The sequence below is a fragment of the Pseudomonas halotolerans genome, assembly GCF_039581215.1.
Classification (GTDB): Bacteria; Pseudomonadota; Gammaproteobacteria; order Pseudomonadales; family Pseudomonadaceae; genus Aquipseudomonas; species Aquipseudomonas tehranensis.
This window is the reverse complement of sequence record NZ_JBCNTJ010000009.1, coordinates 169,467-184,797: the sequence shown is the minus strand read 5'-3', so window position 1 is coordinate 184,797 and position 15,331 is coordinate 169,467. Positions and strand designations below refer to the sequence as shown.

14 protein-coding genes are annotated in these 15,331 nt (G+C 60.6%); 7 read left to right on the top strand and 7 right to left on the bottom strand.

The window, feature by feature from the left end; translation table 11 throughout:
• The first annotated feature begins 195 nt into the window (after positions 1-195).
• Positions 196-360: a hypothetical protein gene (locus AAIS01_RS14755; RefSeq protein ID WP_343469565.1), complete on the top strand. Its 165-nt coding sequence runs from the start codon at positions 196-198 to the stop codon at positions 358-360.
• An 89-nt stretch (positions 361-449) separates the two neighbouring features.
• Here AAIS01_RS14755 and AAIS01_RS14750 read toward each other — a convergent pair whose 3' ends face one another.
• A complete protein-coding gene (locus tag AAIS01_RS14750; RefSeq protein ID WP_343469564.1) occupies positions 450-950 on the bottom strand; it encodes an MgtC/SapB family protein in 501 nt (166 codons plus the stop codon).
• A gap of 136 nt (positions 951-1,086) precedes the next feature.
• Here AAIS01_RS14750 and AAIS01_RS14745 point away from each other — a divergent pair, with 136 nt between their 5' ends.
• The 3 genes from AAIS01_RS14745 to mapR all read left to right on the top strand — a co-directional run bounded on the left by AAIS01_RS14745 (position 1,087) and on the right by mapR (position 4,565).
• The gene (locus AAIS01_RS14745; RefSeq protein ID WP_343469563.1) at positions 1,087-1,323 is read left to right on the top strand and encodes a DUF3203 family protein; all 237 of its coding nucleotides are present in this window, start codon (positions 1,087-1,089) and stop codon (positions 1,321-1,323) included.
• A 264-nt stretch (positions 1,324-1,587) separates the two neighbouring features.
• Entirely contained in the window at positions 1,588-3,000 is a 1,413-nt protein-coding gene (gene ccoG, locus AAIS01_RS14740) for a cytochrome c oxidase accessory protein CcoG (protein WP_343469562.1), read from the top strand.
• A gap of 155 nt (positions 3,001-3,155) precedes the next feature.
• The gene (gene mapR / locus AAIS01_RS14735; RefSeq protein ID WP_343469561.1) at positions 3,156-4,565 is read left to right on the top strand and encodes a GntR family transcriptional regulator MpaR; all 1,410 of its coding nucleotides are present in this window, start codon (positions 3,156-3,158) and stop codon (positions 4,563-4,565) included.
• 150 nt (positions 4,566-4,715) lie between these two features.
• Here mapR and AAIS01_RS14730 read toward each other — a convergent pair whose 3' ends face one another.
• On the bottom strand, positions 4,716-5,462 hold the full coding sequence (locus tag AAIS01_RS14730) for an SDR family oxidoreductase (protein ID WP_343469560.1): 747 nt from the start codon (positions 5,460-5,462) through the stop codon (positions 4,716-4,718).
• 88 nt (positions 5,463-5,550) lie between these two features.
• Complete coding sequence (locus tag AAIS01_RS14725; RefSeq protein WP_343469559.1) at positions 5,551-6,429, bottom strand: Dyp-type peroxidase; 879 nt, start codon at positions 6,427-6,429, stop codon at positions 5,551-5,553.
• A gap of 252 nt (positions 6,430-6,681) precedes the next feature.
• Between AAIS01_RS14725 and ampC the strand changes: the two genes are divergently transcribed.
• A complete protein-coding gene (gene ampC / locus AAIS01_RS14720) occupies positions 6,682-7,830 on the top strand; it encodes a class C beta-lactamase (RefSeq protein WP_343469558.1) in 1,149 nt (382 codons plus the stop codon).
• 67 nt (positions 7,831-7,897) lie between these two features.
• Here ampC and AAIS01_RS14715 read toward each other — a convergent pair whose 3' ends face one another.
• The 3 genes from AAIS01_RS14715 to AAIS01_RS14705 form a co-directional block, all read right to left on the bottom strand.
• The gene (locus AAIS01_RS14715; RefSeq protein WP_343469557.1) at positions 7,898-8,446 is read right to left on the bottom strand and encodes a DUF4174 domain-containing protein; all 549 of its coding nucleotides are present in this window, start codon (positions 8,444-8,446) and stop codon (positions 7,898-7,900) included.
• Between the two features lie 170 nt (positions 8,447-8,616).
• A complete protein-coding gene (locus AAIS01_RS14710) occupies positions 8,617-9,402 on the bottom strand; it encodes a sulfite exporter TauE/SafE family protein (RefSeq protein ID WP_343469556.1) in 786 nt (261 codons plus the stop codon).
• A gap of 102 nt (positions 9,403-9,504) precedes the next feature.
• On the bottom strand, positions 9,505-10,254 hold the full coding sequence (locus tag AAIS01_RS14705) for a hypothetical protein (RefSeq protein ID WP_343469555.1): 750 nt from the start codon (positions 10,252-10,254) through the stop codon (positions 9,505-9,507).
• Positions 10,255-10,550: 296 nt separating this feature from the next.
• Between AAIS01_RS14705 and AAIS01_RS14700 the strand changes: the two genes are divergently transcribed.
• A complete protein-coding gene (locus tag AAIS01_RS14700) occupies positions 10,551-11,702 on the top strand; it encodes an aldose epimerase family protein (RefSeq protein ID WP_343469554.1) in 1,152 nt (383 codons plus the stop codon).
• Between the two features lie 108 nt (positions 11,703-11,810).
• The gene (locus AAIS01_RS14695) at positions 11,811-12,632 is read left to right on the top strand and encodes an aldo/keto reductase (protein WP_343469553.1); all 822 of its coding nucleotides are present in this window, start codon (positions 11,811-11,813) and stop codon (positions 12,630-12,632) included.
• 174 nt (positions 12,633-12,806) lie between these two features.
• On the opposite strand, the gene AAIS01_RS14690 is transcribed toward AAIS01_RS14695, so the two are convergent.
• Positions 12,807-15,170 carry a DNA polymerase II gene (locus AAIS01_RS14690; RefSeq protein ID WP_343469552.1) on the bottom strand — a complete coding sequence of 788 codons (2,364 nt, stop codon included), beginning with the start codon at positions 15,168-15,170 and terminating at the stop codon, positions 12,807-12,809.
• Between the last annotated feature and the right edge of the window lie 161 nt (positions 15,171-15,331).

Here is a 15,331-nt window from a genome sequence, read left to right as displayed (position 1 = left end):
GGTAAAGGCCCAGTAGTCCTTGAAAAAATGGATCCCTGAAAAAACTCACTTAAACTCCGAACCGAACCCACGGTTAAAAGTTCAGAGTGATTTGCCCCAAGGGCTGAGGGATCAAACCAGGCGCCAGGTGGTCAACAAGGTTAAGCACGACTCAAGCCATGTGCGTCAACATGTGCGTCAAGGAGACCCGTCCTGATGAATATTCCCATCCCGGCTGAAACCCCGGATCCCAACATTGACGATCCCAACCTGCCGCCGCCCGGTCCTGAGCCGGAGCCGATTCCGGAAAAAGACCCGCCGCTCGATCCTCAGCCGCCGTTGGGCGACCCACCGAGCGAGGCGCCGCCGGAGCGGGTTTGATCCCACAGCCTAGTGGATAACAAAAAAACCTGTGGGAGCGGGCTTGCTCGCTCCCACACTGGGTTATGTGTTCTGGCTGGAGATCGCGGTCACGGTTTTTCCTCCTTCTCCAGCGCCCGGACAATCAGTGGCATCACACTGAAGATCGCCAATGCCAACACCGTACTGAGCACTGCCGTGGATTCCCGCCCCAATCCGGCGGCGACGCCGATGGCGGCGGTCATCCACAGGCCGGCGGCAGTGGTCAGGCCTTTTACGTGGCTTTCGTCAGCATCGTTGCCTTTGAGGATAGTCCCCGCGCCGAGAAAGCCGATGCCGGCGATGACCCCTTGCACCACACGGCTCATGGCGTCAGCCTCGGAACCGGACATCTGCGGCACCAGCACAAACAGCGCCGCCCCCAAGGCCACCAGCATATGGGTCCGCACCCCGGCGGCCTTGCCCTTGTGCTCGCGCTCAAAACCCAGGATGCCGCCCAACAACGCAGCCATCAGCAGGCGCACGGTTACGCGCGTCATCTGCTGCGCATCGGTGATATCGGCGAACTCCGATTGCAGGGTGATCCAGACTTCATGCCACCAAGCGTCCATGGACGGTCCTCTTTCCAGTCGATAAACGATGGACCGCAAGCCTGGCCAGAGGTGCGCTCGACCGCTGATCAGACGTAACGAACCTCGGCCGCGGGCCAGCGCCTAACGTTCAGGACATCCAGAAGGAAGCTTGACCATGAGTGTAAGTATCGATAGCAACCAAATCTGCTCTTTCGACACCGAAGAGTTCAAGGAACAACGGCCCGCCAGCGAGCTGACCGTTATCACTGTCCCGGACAAAGCCATGTCGGCGGTTGAACTCAACGGTGGTCGGGTCTACATCACCGAGGCCGAAGCCGATGCCCTGACCGTGGCCGGGGCAGCCGACGGACGTAAGAACCTCAAAGCCACCGACAGCGATTCGGTTATCTGATTGATCTGTGGGAGCAAGGCTTGCCCGCGACGAAAACAACGGGGTATCCATGGCACCGAGGAGCCTGTATCGCGAGCAAGCTTTGCTCCCACTGAGATCCTCGCCATAAAGATTTATTCGTCTGACCCCGACTGCATCAAAGTGTCGCAGGGCGGGGGCCTCACGGCATCTGATCCGGTTTTTATCGAGATACCTGAGTCTGTTATGTAAACAGTTCGATGGTCATAGTGCGCCGGCCAGTTACAGGCTGAGGAGCGACCGACCATGAGCGAAAGAATTCCCGTCCAGTTGATACAGCACTTCGACCCCGCGCCGACGAAGATAAAGACCCGGACCACCGATAACCTGATCCACACCCGCAGCTTTACCGGTTTGTTTCGCAGCTTGCGCATCGGCGGTGCGGGGGTTCTGTTCCTGCTGTTTTTCGGCACCGTATGGCTGAACTGGGGCGACCGTCAGGCCGTGCTCTGGGACCTTGCCGACAGCAAATTCCACATTTTCGGCGCGACCTTCTGGCCCCAGGATTTCATCCTGCTGTCGGCACTGCTGATCATTGCCGCCTTCGGCCTGTTCGCAATCACCGTATTTGCCGGTCGGGTATGGTGCGGCTACACCTGCCCGCAGAGTTCCTGGACCTGGATCTTCATGTGGTGCGAGAAAATCACCGAAGGCGAACGGCACCAGCGAATCAAGTTGCAAGCAGCGCCCTGGAGCTTGAACAAGCTGCTGCGTCGCTCAGCCAAACATACGTTGTGGCTGGCAATCAGCCTGCTCACCGGATTGACCTTTGTCGGCTATTTCACGCCGATCCGCCCACTGGCCGAAGAACTTCTGACCTTGCAAATGGCCGGTGTCAGCCTGTTCTGGGTGCTGTTCTTTACCGGCGCTACCTACCTCAACGCCGGCTGGCTGCGTGAAGCGGTGTGCATGCACATGTGCCCCTATGCACGGTTTCAGAGCGTGATGTTCGACAAAGACACCCTGACCATTTCCTATGACACGGCTCGTGGCGAAATCCGTGGCCCGCGCAAGCGCGAAGTGAACCCGGCCAATGTCGGCTTGGGCGATTGCATCGATTGCCAGATGTGCGTGCAGGTTTGCCCCACCGGCATCGACATTCGCGACGGCCTGCAAATGGAGTGCATCGGCTGCGCCGCCTGCATCGACGCCTGCGACTCGATCATGGACAAGATGGGTTACGCCCGTGGCCTGATCAAGTACACCTCTGAACACCAGTTGCAAGGCGGCAGGACTCACCTGTTGCGGCCCCGGTTGGTTGGCTACACCGCCGTGCTGCTGGTGATGATCGGCGCATTGGTCGTGGCACTGGCAGAACGCCCCATGGTATCGCTGGACGTGACCAAGGACCGCGGGCTGTTCCGCGAAAACAGCCTGGGCCAGATCGAGAACATCTACAGCCTGAAAATCATCAACAAGACCCAGCAGCGCCAGGACTATCAGCTGTCCCTGGCGGACGCCGAAGGCTTTGTCCTGCAGGGCAGAACGCACTTGAGCCTGGCGCCGGGGGAAATCCTCGACGTACCGGTGTCCGTGGCAATGCTCAGCGAACGACCCCGTAGCGGCTCTCGGGAGATGATCTTCAAGGTGGCCGACAGTGACGAGCCCGACATCTACAGCGTGGCCACGAGCCGTTTTGTAGCGCCGATGAATCGGTGAGGCTTTAAGATGCCGCGGGCTTGTGGGAGCAAAGCTTGCTCGCGAAGAACGATGACGCGACCTTACTGTTGATCCGTGTCGCCTGCATCGCGAGCAAGCTTTGCTCCCACGGTTTAAAAAACGCAAATCATGTGTCACTTAAGACTAGGCCCACCATGAAACGCTACGAGAAATTCGCCGATGACATCGCTGAACTGATCCGCTCCGGCGTGCTGGGCCCAGGGCAGCGTGTGCCATCGGTGCGTTATGCCAGCCAGACCTACGGCGTCAGCCCGTCCACGGTGTTCCAGGCCTACTACCTGCTGGAACGTCGCGGGTTGATCCGGGCTCGCCCACGCTCCGGTTACTTCGTCAACGCCCATGCCCCCAATCCCTTCGCCGAGCCGGTGATCAGCCCCCCGGTGCACGACAGCACCGAAGTCGACGTCAGCGAGCTGGTGTTTTCAGTGCTGGACTCGATCAAGGATCCGGCCACCGTACCGTTCGGTTCGGCGTTCCCCAGCCCGACCCTGTTCCCCCTGCAACGACTGTCCCGCTCGCTGTCCAGCGCAACGCGGGACATGGACCCTCGAATGGTGGTCACGGACATGTCACCGGGCAATCCGCAATTGCTCCGTCAGATCGCCCTGCGCTACATGGTCGGCGGGCTGATGCTGCCCATGGAAGAACTGCTGGTCACCAACGGCGCCCTGGAAGCCTTGAACTTGTGTCTGCAAGCCGTCACCGAGCCCGGTGACCTGGTGGCCATCGAGGCGCCGGCGTTCTACGCCAGCCTGCAAGTGCTGGAGCGGCTCAAGCTCAAGGCGGTGGAAATTCCAGTGCACCCGCGTGACGGCATCGATCTGGATGTATTGGAGCAGACGCTGGAGCGCCACCCGATCAAAGCGTGCTGGTGCATGACCAGTTTCCAGAATCCCATGGGCGCGACCATGCCCGAGGAAAGAAAACAGGCGTTGGTGCAGTTGCTACGCCGTCATCAGGTGCCGCTGATCGAGGACGACGTTTACGCAGAACTCTACTACGGCCAGCAGGCACCCAAGCCGGCCAAGGCGTTCGACACCGAAGGGCTGGTGATGCATTGCGGTTCGTTCGCCAAGAGCCTGGCGCCGGGCTATCGCGTCGGCTGGGTCGCCGCCGGGCGTTACGCTCAGAAGATCGAACGGCTCAAACTCATGACCTCGCTGTGCGCCTCGATGCCGGCCCAGGCAGCCATCGCCGATTACCTGCAACACGGTGGTTATGATCGTCATCTGCGCAAACTGCGCTACGCCCTGGAAGAACAGCAAAGCGCCATGCTCGCCGCCATCGCCCGCTACTTCCCCGCCCAGACCCGCGTCAGCCAGCCGGCGGGGGGGTATTTCCTGTGGCTGGAACTGCCAGAGCAGATGGACTCACTGAAACTGTTCCAGATGGCCTTAGCCCAAGGCATCAGCATCGCTCCGGGGCCGATCTTTTCACCGACCCGGCGTTTCGGCAATTGCATCCGCTTGAACTACGGCAGCCCGTGGACCGACGTGTCGGAGAAAGCCATGGAGACGTTGGGGCGGATTATTCGGTCGTTTTGATATGGGGTTGTCTGTTATTGCCCCATCGCGAGCAGGCTCGCTCCCACATGAGATCTGCTGAGTAACTGAGAGATTCTTCTCACCGCAAACCCACTGTGGGAGCGAGCCTGCTCGCGATGGCGGCAGAACAGACAACTTATATTTCAAAGCTCAGCGCCCGCCGCCCAAATCCACAAATGTCCCGGTCGCATACGAAGCCTTGTCCGACAGCAACCAGATAATTGCTTCAGCCACTTCATCGGGGCGGCCGCCCCTGGCCATGGGAATCGCCGATTCCAGCTTGCTGACCCGGTCCGGATCGCCGCTGAGGGCATGGAAATCGGTATAGATATAACCTGGGCGAACCGCATTGACGCGGATTCCTTCCCCAGCCACTTCCTTGGACAGGCCAATGGTGAAGGTGTCCAGCGCGCCCTTGGAGGCCGCATAGTCGACATATTCGCCCGGCGCGCCCAAGCGGGCGGCCACCGAGGAGACGTTCACGATACTGCCACCCTGCCCGCCATGCCTGGGCGACATGCGCAACACCGCGTGCTTGGCGCACAGGATCGGCCCCAGGACGTTGGTCTTCATGATCTTTTGAATGCGAAACTCGGACATTTCGTCAAGCCGGGACTTGTGGGCGACCGTGCCGGCGTTGTTCACCAAAGCGGTGACGCGGCCCAACTCGGCGTCCACCCGGCCGAACAGCGCGACCACCTCGTCTTCGATACTGACATCGGCCCGCACGGCAATTGCCTGTGCGCCCTGGGCCCGGACCTGTCCGAGCACCTCCTGCGCGGCGCCTTCATCGGACTGGTAATTGATGCAGATCCGATAGCCAAGGTCGGCAGCCAACAGCGCCGTGGCTGCCCCGATCCCGCGCCCGCCACCGGTGATGACGATGACTTTATCCACGTTTGCTCTCCCCATTCACGGATAGACGTGCGGCCCAAGAATAGCGTTCACGCTGCGCTTTGCACAAACCGTTGCGCTTGCGCTGGGTTCAGCGCGCCAATGCCCGTAGATCCAGACGCCCATCCAGCAAAGGCGGGCACCAGTAGTAGCCGCCCGTGATCGGCCGGCTCATGCGATACAGGCCGTCGGTGATGCCATCCTCCAGGCCGCTCATGCGCCGCAGTTGAGCCTCGAAGGCATCGAGAGAGAAGCCGAACGCCAGGAACATCAGGCCGGCGCGATCCCCTTCAATCCACGGCATGGAGCGGCGTACGACGAAGGCTTCGGGAGCGAAACTCTCTTGGGCGGTGCGTTTGACGTGGGCCGACTCCGGGGCATCGTCGATTTCTTCGTTGTCGCTCAGGCGCCGGCCCATGATGTTGTCGCGCTCATGGGGCGGCATGGCGGCGAAACCATCCAGGTCGTGTTGCCATTGCTGGATCGCCGCGAAACTGCCACCGCGTACCCCATCGACACCCTGAGCCAGGGCCGCGGCGATGGCCGCTTCATCGTGAGGGTTCTCAGTGCCGTCTTCATAACCGGTCAGGTCATGGCCGCTCATGTGGCGGAAGGTTTCGTTCATCTGCACCAGGCGCAACGCCGGGGCCAGAGCGGCCTCGATGGCACGGCTACGGTGCAGCAGCTCGCCACGGTCTTCGCCGTGTAGCCAGCACCACAGCGCGTGCTGGGTCGAAGGGTTGTCCACGCCCACGCCGGCCAGGGCCGGAAACGCCCGCAGGCCTTCGACCTGCGCGCCCAGCGCCTGGACCAGTGACTCGCCAAAACCGATCACCACTCGATCGTCGACTTGCAACAAAAGCTTATCGATCGCAGCCGGCAACGCCTCGACCGATTCCAGGGCAAAAAACAAGTGACGGGCCTGAGGCGGAACAGGGGTGGCGAGAATGCCGGGCTGGTAGTAGCTCATGGGGACTCCTTTAGAAAGAGCGCAAGTTTACCCGGCGACCGGTGGTTTGTGTGGTTCGCCATGGGGCTGTCGAAGCCCGGAAGCCAAAGATTTTTGTAGGAAGTCTCTTTCAACCCGGTCAGATGACTCGCAACCCGGTTCGGATCGGCAGGCTCCCGATTGCCGGACAACCGAAAACGCCCTAGATTGAGTGCCCCCAACGCTGCTGGCAGAGCGGCTGGCATCATCAGGACTCATGGAGAACGGTCATACATGCACATCGCCAAATCGATACTCACCGGCGCTTTTTTCCTGGCCTGTGGAACGACAACGGGCTTTGCCCAGGAACGCATTGAAGACACGGTCAATGCCGTGATCCAGCCCTTGATGAAACAGCAGGACATCGCCGGCATGGCCGTGGCGATCACTCACAACGGGGAACGTCATTACTTCAATTACGGGGTGGCCTCCAAGGACACGAAGCAGGCAGTAACCGACCAGACGTTGTTCGAAATCGGCTCGGTCAGCAAGACCTTCACCGCCACCCTTGGTGCCTACGCCCAGGCTCAAGGCAAGCTGTCCCTGTCGGACCCGGCCGGTCGCTTCGCCCCCGAGCTGAGCGGCAGCGCGCTGCAAGGCATCAGCCTGCTCAACCTTGCCACCTACACGCCGGGTGGCCTGCCGTTGCAGTTTCCTGGCGATGCGGACCATCCGGACCGGATGTTCAATTACTACAAGGCCTGGAAACCCCTCTACCCGGCCGGTACCCAGCGGCTCTATTCAAACCCGAGCATCGGCTTGTTCGGCTACCTCGCGGCCCGCAGCCTGGGACGACCGTTTGATGAGGTGATGGAACAGACGCTGATGCCGGGATTGGGCCTCAAGCACAGTTATGTGCGGGTGCCCGAGGATCACCTCAACCGATACGCCCAAGGCTACGCGAAGGACGGCAAGCCTGTGCGGGTTGGACCGGGGGCGCTGGACGCCGAGGCCTATGGCGTGAAAACCAGTTCATCGGACCTGATTCGCTTCATCGAGGCGAACCTGCGGCCTGAGAAGCTCGACGCCGATCTGCGGCAGGCCATTGCCACGACACACACCGGGTTCTACAAGGTCAATGGCATGACCCAGGGGCTGGGTTGGGAGTTCTATCCCTACCCGGTCACGCTTGACGCGTTATTGGCCGGCAATACACCGCAAATGGCGCTGATGCCACAAAAAGTGGCACCGCTCGACCCACCCTCGCCCGCGCCGGTTGACAGCTGGATCAACAAGACGGGGTCGACCGGCGGCTTCGGTGCCTACGCGGCATTCGTCCCAGGGAAGGATATGGGGATCGTGATACTGGCAAACAAAAACTACCCGATCGAGGAACGGGTGAAAGCCGCGCACAAGATCCTGACGGCGCTGGAGAAACAATAGGCTACGCAAATTATTGTGGCGAGGGAGCAAGCGCCCTCGCCACAAAGGGCTCTCATCGCCTGCCCGGTCAATCCTCCAGCGGCTTCGGCTCAGTCATTGGCTTACCTGCCTTGCCCGCCTTGGCGCCCTTGCCTTCCTGGGCCGGCGCGGCTTCAGGCGCGGGAGTCGGGGCTGGCGCCGCCGCTTCCTTTTCTGCTGGAGGCAGCTTATCGACCGTGTCGAAGATGTCCTTCAGCTCAATCGCTCCTGAGTGCTCAAGCTTCTTTTCTCCGTCCTTGCCCACCAGGATGATCTTGGTCTGGGCACCGGCCCCCAACTTCAGTGAACGGATCAGCGCCATGGTGCTTTGCGGGTCCAGGTCTTTGCCGTCGCGCTGCCCCATCGTGTTGAGCACGGTGTAAAGCACCAGGTTGCGCTCGGAAAAACCCTGCTTGCCGGCCGGTTCCTCCAGGGCTTTTTTCAGGCTGACCCATACCGGGTCAACAGTGCTTGGCGCGATGACAATCAAGGGGCGGGATTTGCCCTTGTCCGCCGCCAAGGGTGAGTCGCCATCCGCGGCGAACAAGGGACCTGCAATGGCCAGCAAGGTAGCGAAGGTCAACGACCGAATGAGCATGCGCCTCTCCTTTTGATATCTACGCTGTACTGATTGCGCATGGCGGCGATTGTTCCGCGACAGTCGCCCATTGCCGTGTCTGTCTGCCTTGAAGCTTAGGCCAGGGGGTTCATTGCGCAAACGTGGCGTCGGAGATGAGCAGTTCCGCTCCCACATAGATCGGGTGAAGGCTAGAACGCCAACTTGAACCCGATCATCGCCAGCATCACTGCCAGGCATGGGCGCAGCACCTCATCGGAAATGCGCCCCGACAAGTGACTGCCCATGTAGATCCCCGGCAACGAGCCGATCAGCAAGTAACCCAGGATGTGCCAGTCCATGTTGCCCATGCTCGCGTGGCCCAGGCCGGCGACCAGGGTCAGCGGTACAGCGTGGGCGATTTCAGTGCCCACCAGGCGCTTGGTGACCAGGAATGGATAGAGAATGAACAGGGCGACAGTGCCCAGCGCGCCCGCACCAATGGACGTCAGTGCAACCATGACGCCCAATATCAGGCCCGTGATGACGGTGAGCACATTGAGCCGCGAGCCGGTGGGATTGTAGTGGCCGCCCGCACGATCATGGGCAAATTGCAAAAGGCGTTTCTTGAACAGAATCGCCAGGGCGGTGGCGAACAGCACAAAACCCAAGGCTTGCTTGATCACCGCATTCATGGCGTCGGGCGAACTGTGCAGGCTGCTGAGAAACCATAGCGTCAGGCCGACCGCTGGCACGCTGCCCAAGGTCAGCCAGCCAGTAATGGCCCAATCGATGTTGCGGTTTTTGGCGTGAACCAGGACACCGCCCGACTTGGTAATCGCCGCGTACAGCAGATCCGTGCCCACTGCGGTTGCAGGGTTGATACCAAACCACAACAAAATGGGGGTCATCAACGAACCACCGCCCACGCCGGTCATCCCGACGATGAAACCGACGACCAGGCCCGCGATGACTAAACCGACACTACCGATATCCATTAAGCGCGACCGCATAAAAAAAAATCTGGTCGCGAGCATATCGATTTTTCTTATAACCACCTATATCGATGTGATCTATCTTTATTCCTTTTTGCCCCTCCGTTACTGGACCGGCAGGAAGTTGAGAAAGAGCAAACTCTGTGCATAGTTCAGACCGATCCGCCGGTATCGCTCGTCCAGCATTTGAGTGAGCAGGTCCAGGCGCGCCACGATTTTCCCGAATTCCACGGCGAAGCTCAGATTACTGCCCTCTTCCGAAATCTCATTGGAAAACAGCAGCGGCTTGCCGTCCTTGTCCTGTCGCTGGCTCAGTATCCAAGTGGCTTTTTCGATGTTGCGCGCCGCGTTGCTGACAAAGCGCGGGTCGATCGTGTCGGTCATGTAGAACTCGAGACGATTGCCGTGGGCCGTGACCAGCATGCTGCCAATGGCGTAGATGAACGCCCCCACCCGATCCCCCAGGAACTCGGGACTCATGGCAAAGCTCAGGGCGGCCAGGTCCTTCTTGCCGCCCAGGGTCGGTAACGGTTGTTGCTGCTCAATGGCCAGGCGTACCTGCTTTTCAGCGGCTCGGGCGTCGAGAAATCCGGACTTGCGCAACTCTTCGGGGTTGCGCAGATAGAGCTTGTTCATCAGCAGATAGAGGCTTTGCAAATTGTCGTGCATCGCCAGTGTGGCCATGCGGTCAACGCTGGTCTGCAGCAGCTCCTGGGGCCTGGTGCTGCTGAACTGGGTGACCATGTCCTGCCCCTGCTGATGACTGCACCCGCTGCCAAGCAACATCAACACGCCGGCCAACAGCGCTGAACAGCGACGTCGCGACACCATCACGAAATGAAAAACACCGGCCATCGAGTCTCGGTCTGGGCTTGGGGAGGCGGTGGGAGTCGCCGCTTCCTGGCCATGGATAGAGCGGCAAAAAACGTAAAAGTGCGATGGACGAGGGAAAACCACACAGACGGAAAAGATCCGCCTCACTCAATTAGTATGACTTTTTAATTGATTAATCGCGATTAATGGCTATATATCCTCTTCAAGCCTTTCAAATAGAAAGACTACTTATCGAATAAGCCTTCATCGCTGTCCGACTAAACACCGGACTCGACCCGCGTTCCACACAACAACAAGACAGGAAGGAAGGTCACACCATGCTTGAATCCAGACATCTGCTCACGGCTCTCGGAGTGTCTCTGATGATCGCCACCTCTGCTTCCCAGGCCGCCGGCCTGAGCAATGAACGCGCAGCGTTCGGCAAGACCAACGACGGTACCGCAGTGGAAAAATTCGTACTGCGCAACAGCCATGGCATGGAGGCCACTGTCATCACGTACGGCGGGATCCTCCAGTCACTGATCGTGCCGGACAAGAACGGCCAGGCCGCCGATGTGGTGCTGGGCTTCGACGATGTGCAGGGTTACCAGAAGAACGGCAACGTGTATTTCGGCGCAACCATTGGTCGCTTCGGCAATCGCCTGGCGGGCGGTGCATTCGAGTTGGATGGCAAGCGCTACCAGGTGCCGCAGAACGACAAGAGCAACTCCCTGCATGGCGGACCGCAAGGTTTCGACAAGCGCGTCTGGAAGGCCGAACCCCATGACGGCAAGGACTCGGTGGGCGTGACCCTGACCTACCTGTCGGCCGATGGCGAGATGAGCTTCCCTGGCGCACTGAAAACAGATGTCACCTACAGCCTCAACGAACAGAACGAATTACGTATCGAGTACCAGGCCACCACTGACAAACCCACGGTGCTGAACCTGACCAACCACAGCTATTTCAACCTCGCCGGCGCTGGGAACGGCGACATACTGAAACAGGTCGCGACCCTGCACGCCGCCCATTACACCCCGGTGACCGACAAGCTTATCCCCACCGGTGAACTGGCCCCCGTGGCCGGCACGCCGATGGACTTCACTAAACCCACCGCCATCGGCACCCATATCCAGGCTGATCATCCGCAGCTCAAATTTGCCGAGCCCAAACAAGGCGGCTTCGATTTCAACTGGGCGCTCGATGCCAAGGGCGACGTGAGCAAACTCGCCGCCGACGTCCACGACCCCCAGTCCGGACGACGCTTGCAGCTCTACACCACCGAGCCTGGCGTGCAGTTCTATACCAGCAACTTTCTCGACGGCACGGTCAAGGGCAAGCAAGGCAAGGTGTATCCACACTGGGGCGCGTTCACCTTGGAAACCCAACACTACCCCGACTCGCCCAACCAGCCGAACTTCCCGTCGACCCGGCTTGACCCCGGCCAGACCTACACCCAGACCATGGTGTTGAAGTTCTCCGCGCAATAAATCCTGCCCTTCGAAAAGATCGTTCCCACGGCGGTGGGGACGATCAACCTTGAACACCTGGTCTATCCTGCTGCCACACGTCTGATGTTCTGCAAACAGGAGGTAGACATGAGGACTCTGGAACTGGCTGGCGAGGCCGTACCGGTGATTGGCCAGGGCACCTGGCGCATGGGGGAAGAACCGTCCCGTCACAAGAAAGAAGTAGCGGCCCTGCGCCTGGGCATCGAGCTGGGCATGACACTGATCGACACAGCGGAGATGTACGCCGAGGGCGGCGCGGAAGAAGTCGTTGGGGAAGCGATCACCGGCCTGCGGGACCAGGTTTTCCTGGTGAGCAAGGTGTATCCCCACAATGCCAGCCGCAAAGGCATTCCCTTGGCCTGCGAACGCAGCTTGCGGCGACTGGACACCGATTACATCGACCTTTATCTGCTGCATTGGCGCGGGCAATACCCGCTGGAAGAAACCGTCGAAGCGTTCGAACGCCTGCGCGAAGAAGGCAAGATCGGCCGCTGGGGCGTGTCGAACTTTGATGTCGCGGACCTTGAAGAACTGGCTTCACCGGCCTGCGCCACCAACCAGGTGCTGTACAATCTGCAGGAGCGTGGCATCGAATTCGACCTGCTGCCCTGGTGCCAACAGCAGCGCATGCCAGTCATGGCTTACTGCCCGGTCGGCCAGGGCGGGCAACTGCTCAAGGACCCCACCTTGGGGCAGATCGCCGAACACCATGGCGCAACGCCGGCACAGATCGCCCTGGCCTGGCTGTTGCGTCAGGACAATGTCATTGCCATTCCCAAAGCCGTTCAGACTGAACATGTGCGCTTGAACGCCGAAGCGGCCAACCTGAAGCTCGCACCCCAGGATCTGGCGGCGCTGGACTTGATGTTCCCGCAACCTGAGGGCAAGCAGCGGTTGGCGATGGTCTGACACCTGGCACAGGGCTTGGGAGGCTCACCGGCTTGTTGCGAGCCGGTCTGTGGGAGCAAGGCTTGCCCGCGATGAAAACAACGCGGTCTCCTTGGGTAACGAGGCGTCTGTATCGCGGGCAAGCCTTGCTCCCACAGATCCGGAGACAAGATTTGGCGTGAGTACAACGGAATCTCAGAACAAGCCCATCTGCCCCCCCACCAGGGTCGAGAAATCATCATCCACAAACGGCAGGATCGCGTCCGCCACCGGTTGCAGCTGTTTGGTCACGTAATGGTCGTAATCGATCGGCGCGCTGCGGGTTTCCAGCGGCTCGGGGCCGGCGACCGTGATCACGTAGCTAATCCACCCGCCGTTCTGGTATTGCCGCGTACGGCCCTGGCGCTGGTTGAACTCGTCGGCCAGGCGGGCAGCCCGCACATGGGGCGGTACGTTGCGTTCGTAGTCTTCCAGAGGCCGGCGCAAGCGCTTGCGGTAGACCAGCCGATCATCGAACGCTCCGGCCAGGGTCTGCTGCACATAATCGCGCACATAATCCTGGTAAGGCTTGCGGTGGAAAATCCGCCCGTACAGCTCCTGCTGGAACTGCCGGGCCAGCGGCGACCAGTCGGTGCGCACGGTTTCCAGGCCCTTGTAGACGATCTCGTCGCTGCCGTCGGCGCGGGTTACCAATCCGGCATAGCGCTTCTTGCTGCCCTCTTCCGCGCCACGAATGGTGGGCATCAGAAAGCGTTTGAAATGGGTTTCGAACTGCAACTCCAGCGCACTCTCCAGCCCGAACTCGTCACGCACATGTTCGCGCCACCACTGATTGACGTATGCCACCAGTTCCTGGCCGATGGACGCTGCCTCTTGTTGACCGTGGGCCCGGCGCAGCCAGACGAACGTGGAGTCGGTATCACCGTAAATCACCACATGCCCCCGGGCTTCGACCAACTGCCGGGTGCGCTGCATGATCTGGTGGCCCCGCAGAGTAATGGATGACGCCAGCCGCGGATCGAAGAAACGACAACCGCTGGAGCCGAGCACGCCATAGAAGGCGTTCATGATGATTTTCAGGGCCTGGGACAGCGGTGCATTGTGTTCACGCTTGGCGGTTTCCCGGCCTTCGGCCACTCGCGCCACGATGGCCGGCAGGCAATGCCGCGTGCGGGAGAAACGTGCCCCGCGAAAACCTGGCACCGACTGGCTTTCGTCCGGGTGGCGCAGGCCCTCGATCAGGCCTACCGGGTCGATCAGGAAGGTGCGGATGATCGACGGATACAGGCTCTTGTAGTCCAGCACCAGCACCGACTCGTAGAGCCCCGGCTGGGAATCCATGACAAAACCACCCGGGCTGGCCTCGGGCGGGCGCTGGCCAAGGTTCGGCGCGACGAAACCCTGGCGGTGCATCAGCGGCATGTACAAGTGGGTGAAGGCCGCCACCGAACCACCGCTGCGGTCCGCCGGCAGACCGGTGACGCTGGCCCGCTCCAGCAGGAACTTGAGCAGCTCGGTCTTGGCGAAGATCCGTGTCACCAGCTCACAGTCCTTGAGGTTGTAACGGGCCAGGGCCGGTTTGTCCTCGGCAAACATGCGGTTGATCTCGTCCATGCGCTGGTACGGGTTGTCGATGGACTTACCCTCTCCCAGCAGCGTCTGGGCGACATTTTCCAGGCTGAACGAAGGGAAACTCCAAGTCGCCGAACGCAGCGACTCAATGCCGTCGATGATCAGCCGGCCTGCCGCCGAGGCGAAAAAGTGATTGTTGCGCGCGCCATGCTCGCGCCACTGCATCTCCTCCCCGCCTCGCCCCAGGCGCAGCGGCACGGCCAGGCGCCGGGCGTGCTCATGCAACACGCGCAAATCGAACTGCACCAGGTTCCAGCCAATGATCGCGTCGGGGTCGAAACGGTCAAACCAGTCGTTGAGTTTCTTGAGCAGCAACGTGCGCGATTCACAATACTCGAGCTGGAAATCCACGGCAGTATCGTCGCCATTGGGCGGGCCGAGCATATACACCTGATGTTCGCCGCAGCCTTCAAGGGCAATGGAGTACAAATCGCCTTGGGCGGTGGTTTCGATGTCCAGGGAGACCAGACGCAATGGCGGACGATAGTCGGGCGCCGGCTTCATCTGGGCGTCCAGCAGCAGGCCATCAGCGGCCTCGGTGCCACCGAACCAGACCGGCGCGGTGATGAAACGCTCCATCAGGTAGCGTTCCGGTGGACGGATGTCAGCTTCGAACACATCCACGCCGGCCCGACGCAAGGTGGTGTCCAGGCGCATCAGTTGGGCATGTTGCCGGCAATACAGGCCCAACACCGGGCGGTGCTCGAAATCCAGCAGGTCCAGGGGACGCAACTCAACGTCCTTCTCCCCTTGCAGCAAGGCTTCGACCTGACCGCGCTGAATCTGTGGCACGAACGCCACCGAAGACTGCATCGGCAGGCGCAGGCGACGGGGGCCGGCGTCGGTCGCCAGCCAGAATTCGACTTCGGTGCCAGCCGGGGTATCGCGCCAATGCCGGGTCAGGACGAAGCCCTGCTGTAAATCCACCGCTGCAACCTCGAATTTTGCGTAAGTTGCGATTCTACCTGTAGCGAGGGGATTTATCTGTGGGAGCAAGGCTTGCCCGCGATGAAGACGACGCGGTCTCCCAGGGAAACGAGGCGCCCGCATCGCGGGCAAGCCTTGCTCCCACCGTGGCGAAAAACCCC

Excerpts from the sequence above, each read along its gene's own strand:
- ampC (WP_343469558.1), top strand. The coding sequence starts at position 6,682 with ATGCACATCGCCAAATCGATACTCACCGGCGCTTTTTTCCTGGCCTGT.
- mapR (WP_343469561.1), top strand. The coding sequence starts at position 3,156 with ATGAAACGCTACGAGAAATTCGCCGATGACATCGCTGAACTGATCCGC.
- AAIS01_RS14745 (WP_343469563.1), top strand. The coding sequence starts at position 1,087 with ATGAGTGTAAGTATCGATAGCAACCAAATCTGCTCTTTCGACACCGAA.
- AAIS01_RS14725 (WP_343469559.1), bottom strand. The coding sequence starts at position 6,429 with ATGAGCTACTACCAGCCCGGCATTCTCGCCACCCCTGTTCCGCCTCAG.
- AAIS01_RS14755 (WP_343469565.1), top strand. The coding sequence starts at position 196 with ATGAATATTCCCATCCCGGCTGAAACCCCGGATCCCAACATTGACGAT.
- AAIS01_RS14700 (WP_343469554.1), top strand. The coding sequence starts at position 10,551 with ATGCTTGAATCCAGACATCTGCTCACGGCTCTCGGAGTGTCTCTGATG.
- ccoG (WP_343469562.1), top strand. The coding sequence starts at position 1,588 with ATGAGCGAAAGAATTCCCGTCCAGTTGATACAGCACTTCGACCCCGCG.
- AAIS01_RS14715 (WP_343469557.1), bottom strand. The coding sequence starts at position 8,446 with ATGCTCATTCGGTCGTTGACCTTCGCTACCTTGCTGGCCATTGCAGGT.
- AAIS01_RS14705 (WP_343469555.1), bottom strand. The coding sequence starts at position 10,254 with ATGGCCGGTGTTTTTCATTTCGTGATGGTGTCGCGACGTCGCTGTTCA.
- AAIS01_RS14695 (WP_343469553.1), top strand. The coding sequence starts at position 11,811 with ATGAGGACTCTGGAACTGGCTGGCGAGGCCGTACCGGTGATTGGCCAG.
- AAIS01_RS14750 (WP_343469564.1), bottom strand. The coding sequence starts at position 950 with ATGGACGCTTGGTGGCATGAAGTCTGGATCACCCTGCAATCGGAGTTC.
- AAIS01_RS14710 (WP_343469556.1), bottom strand. The coding sequence starts at position 9,402 with ATGGATATCGGTAGTGTCGGTTTAGTCATCGCGGGCCTGGTCGTCGGT.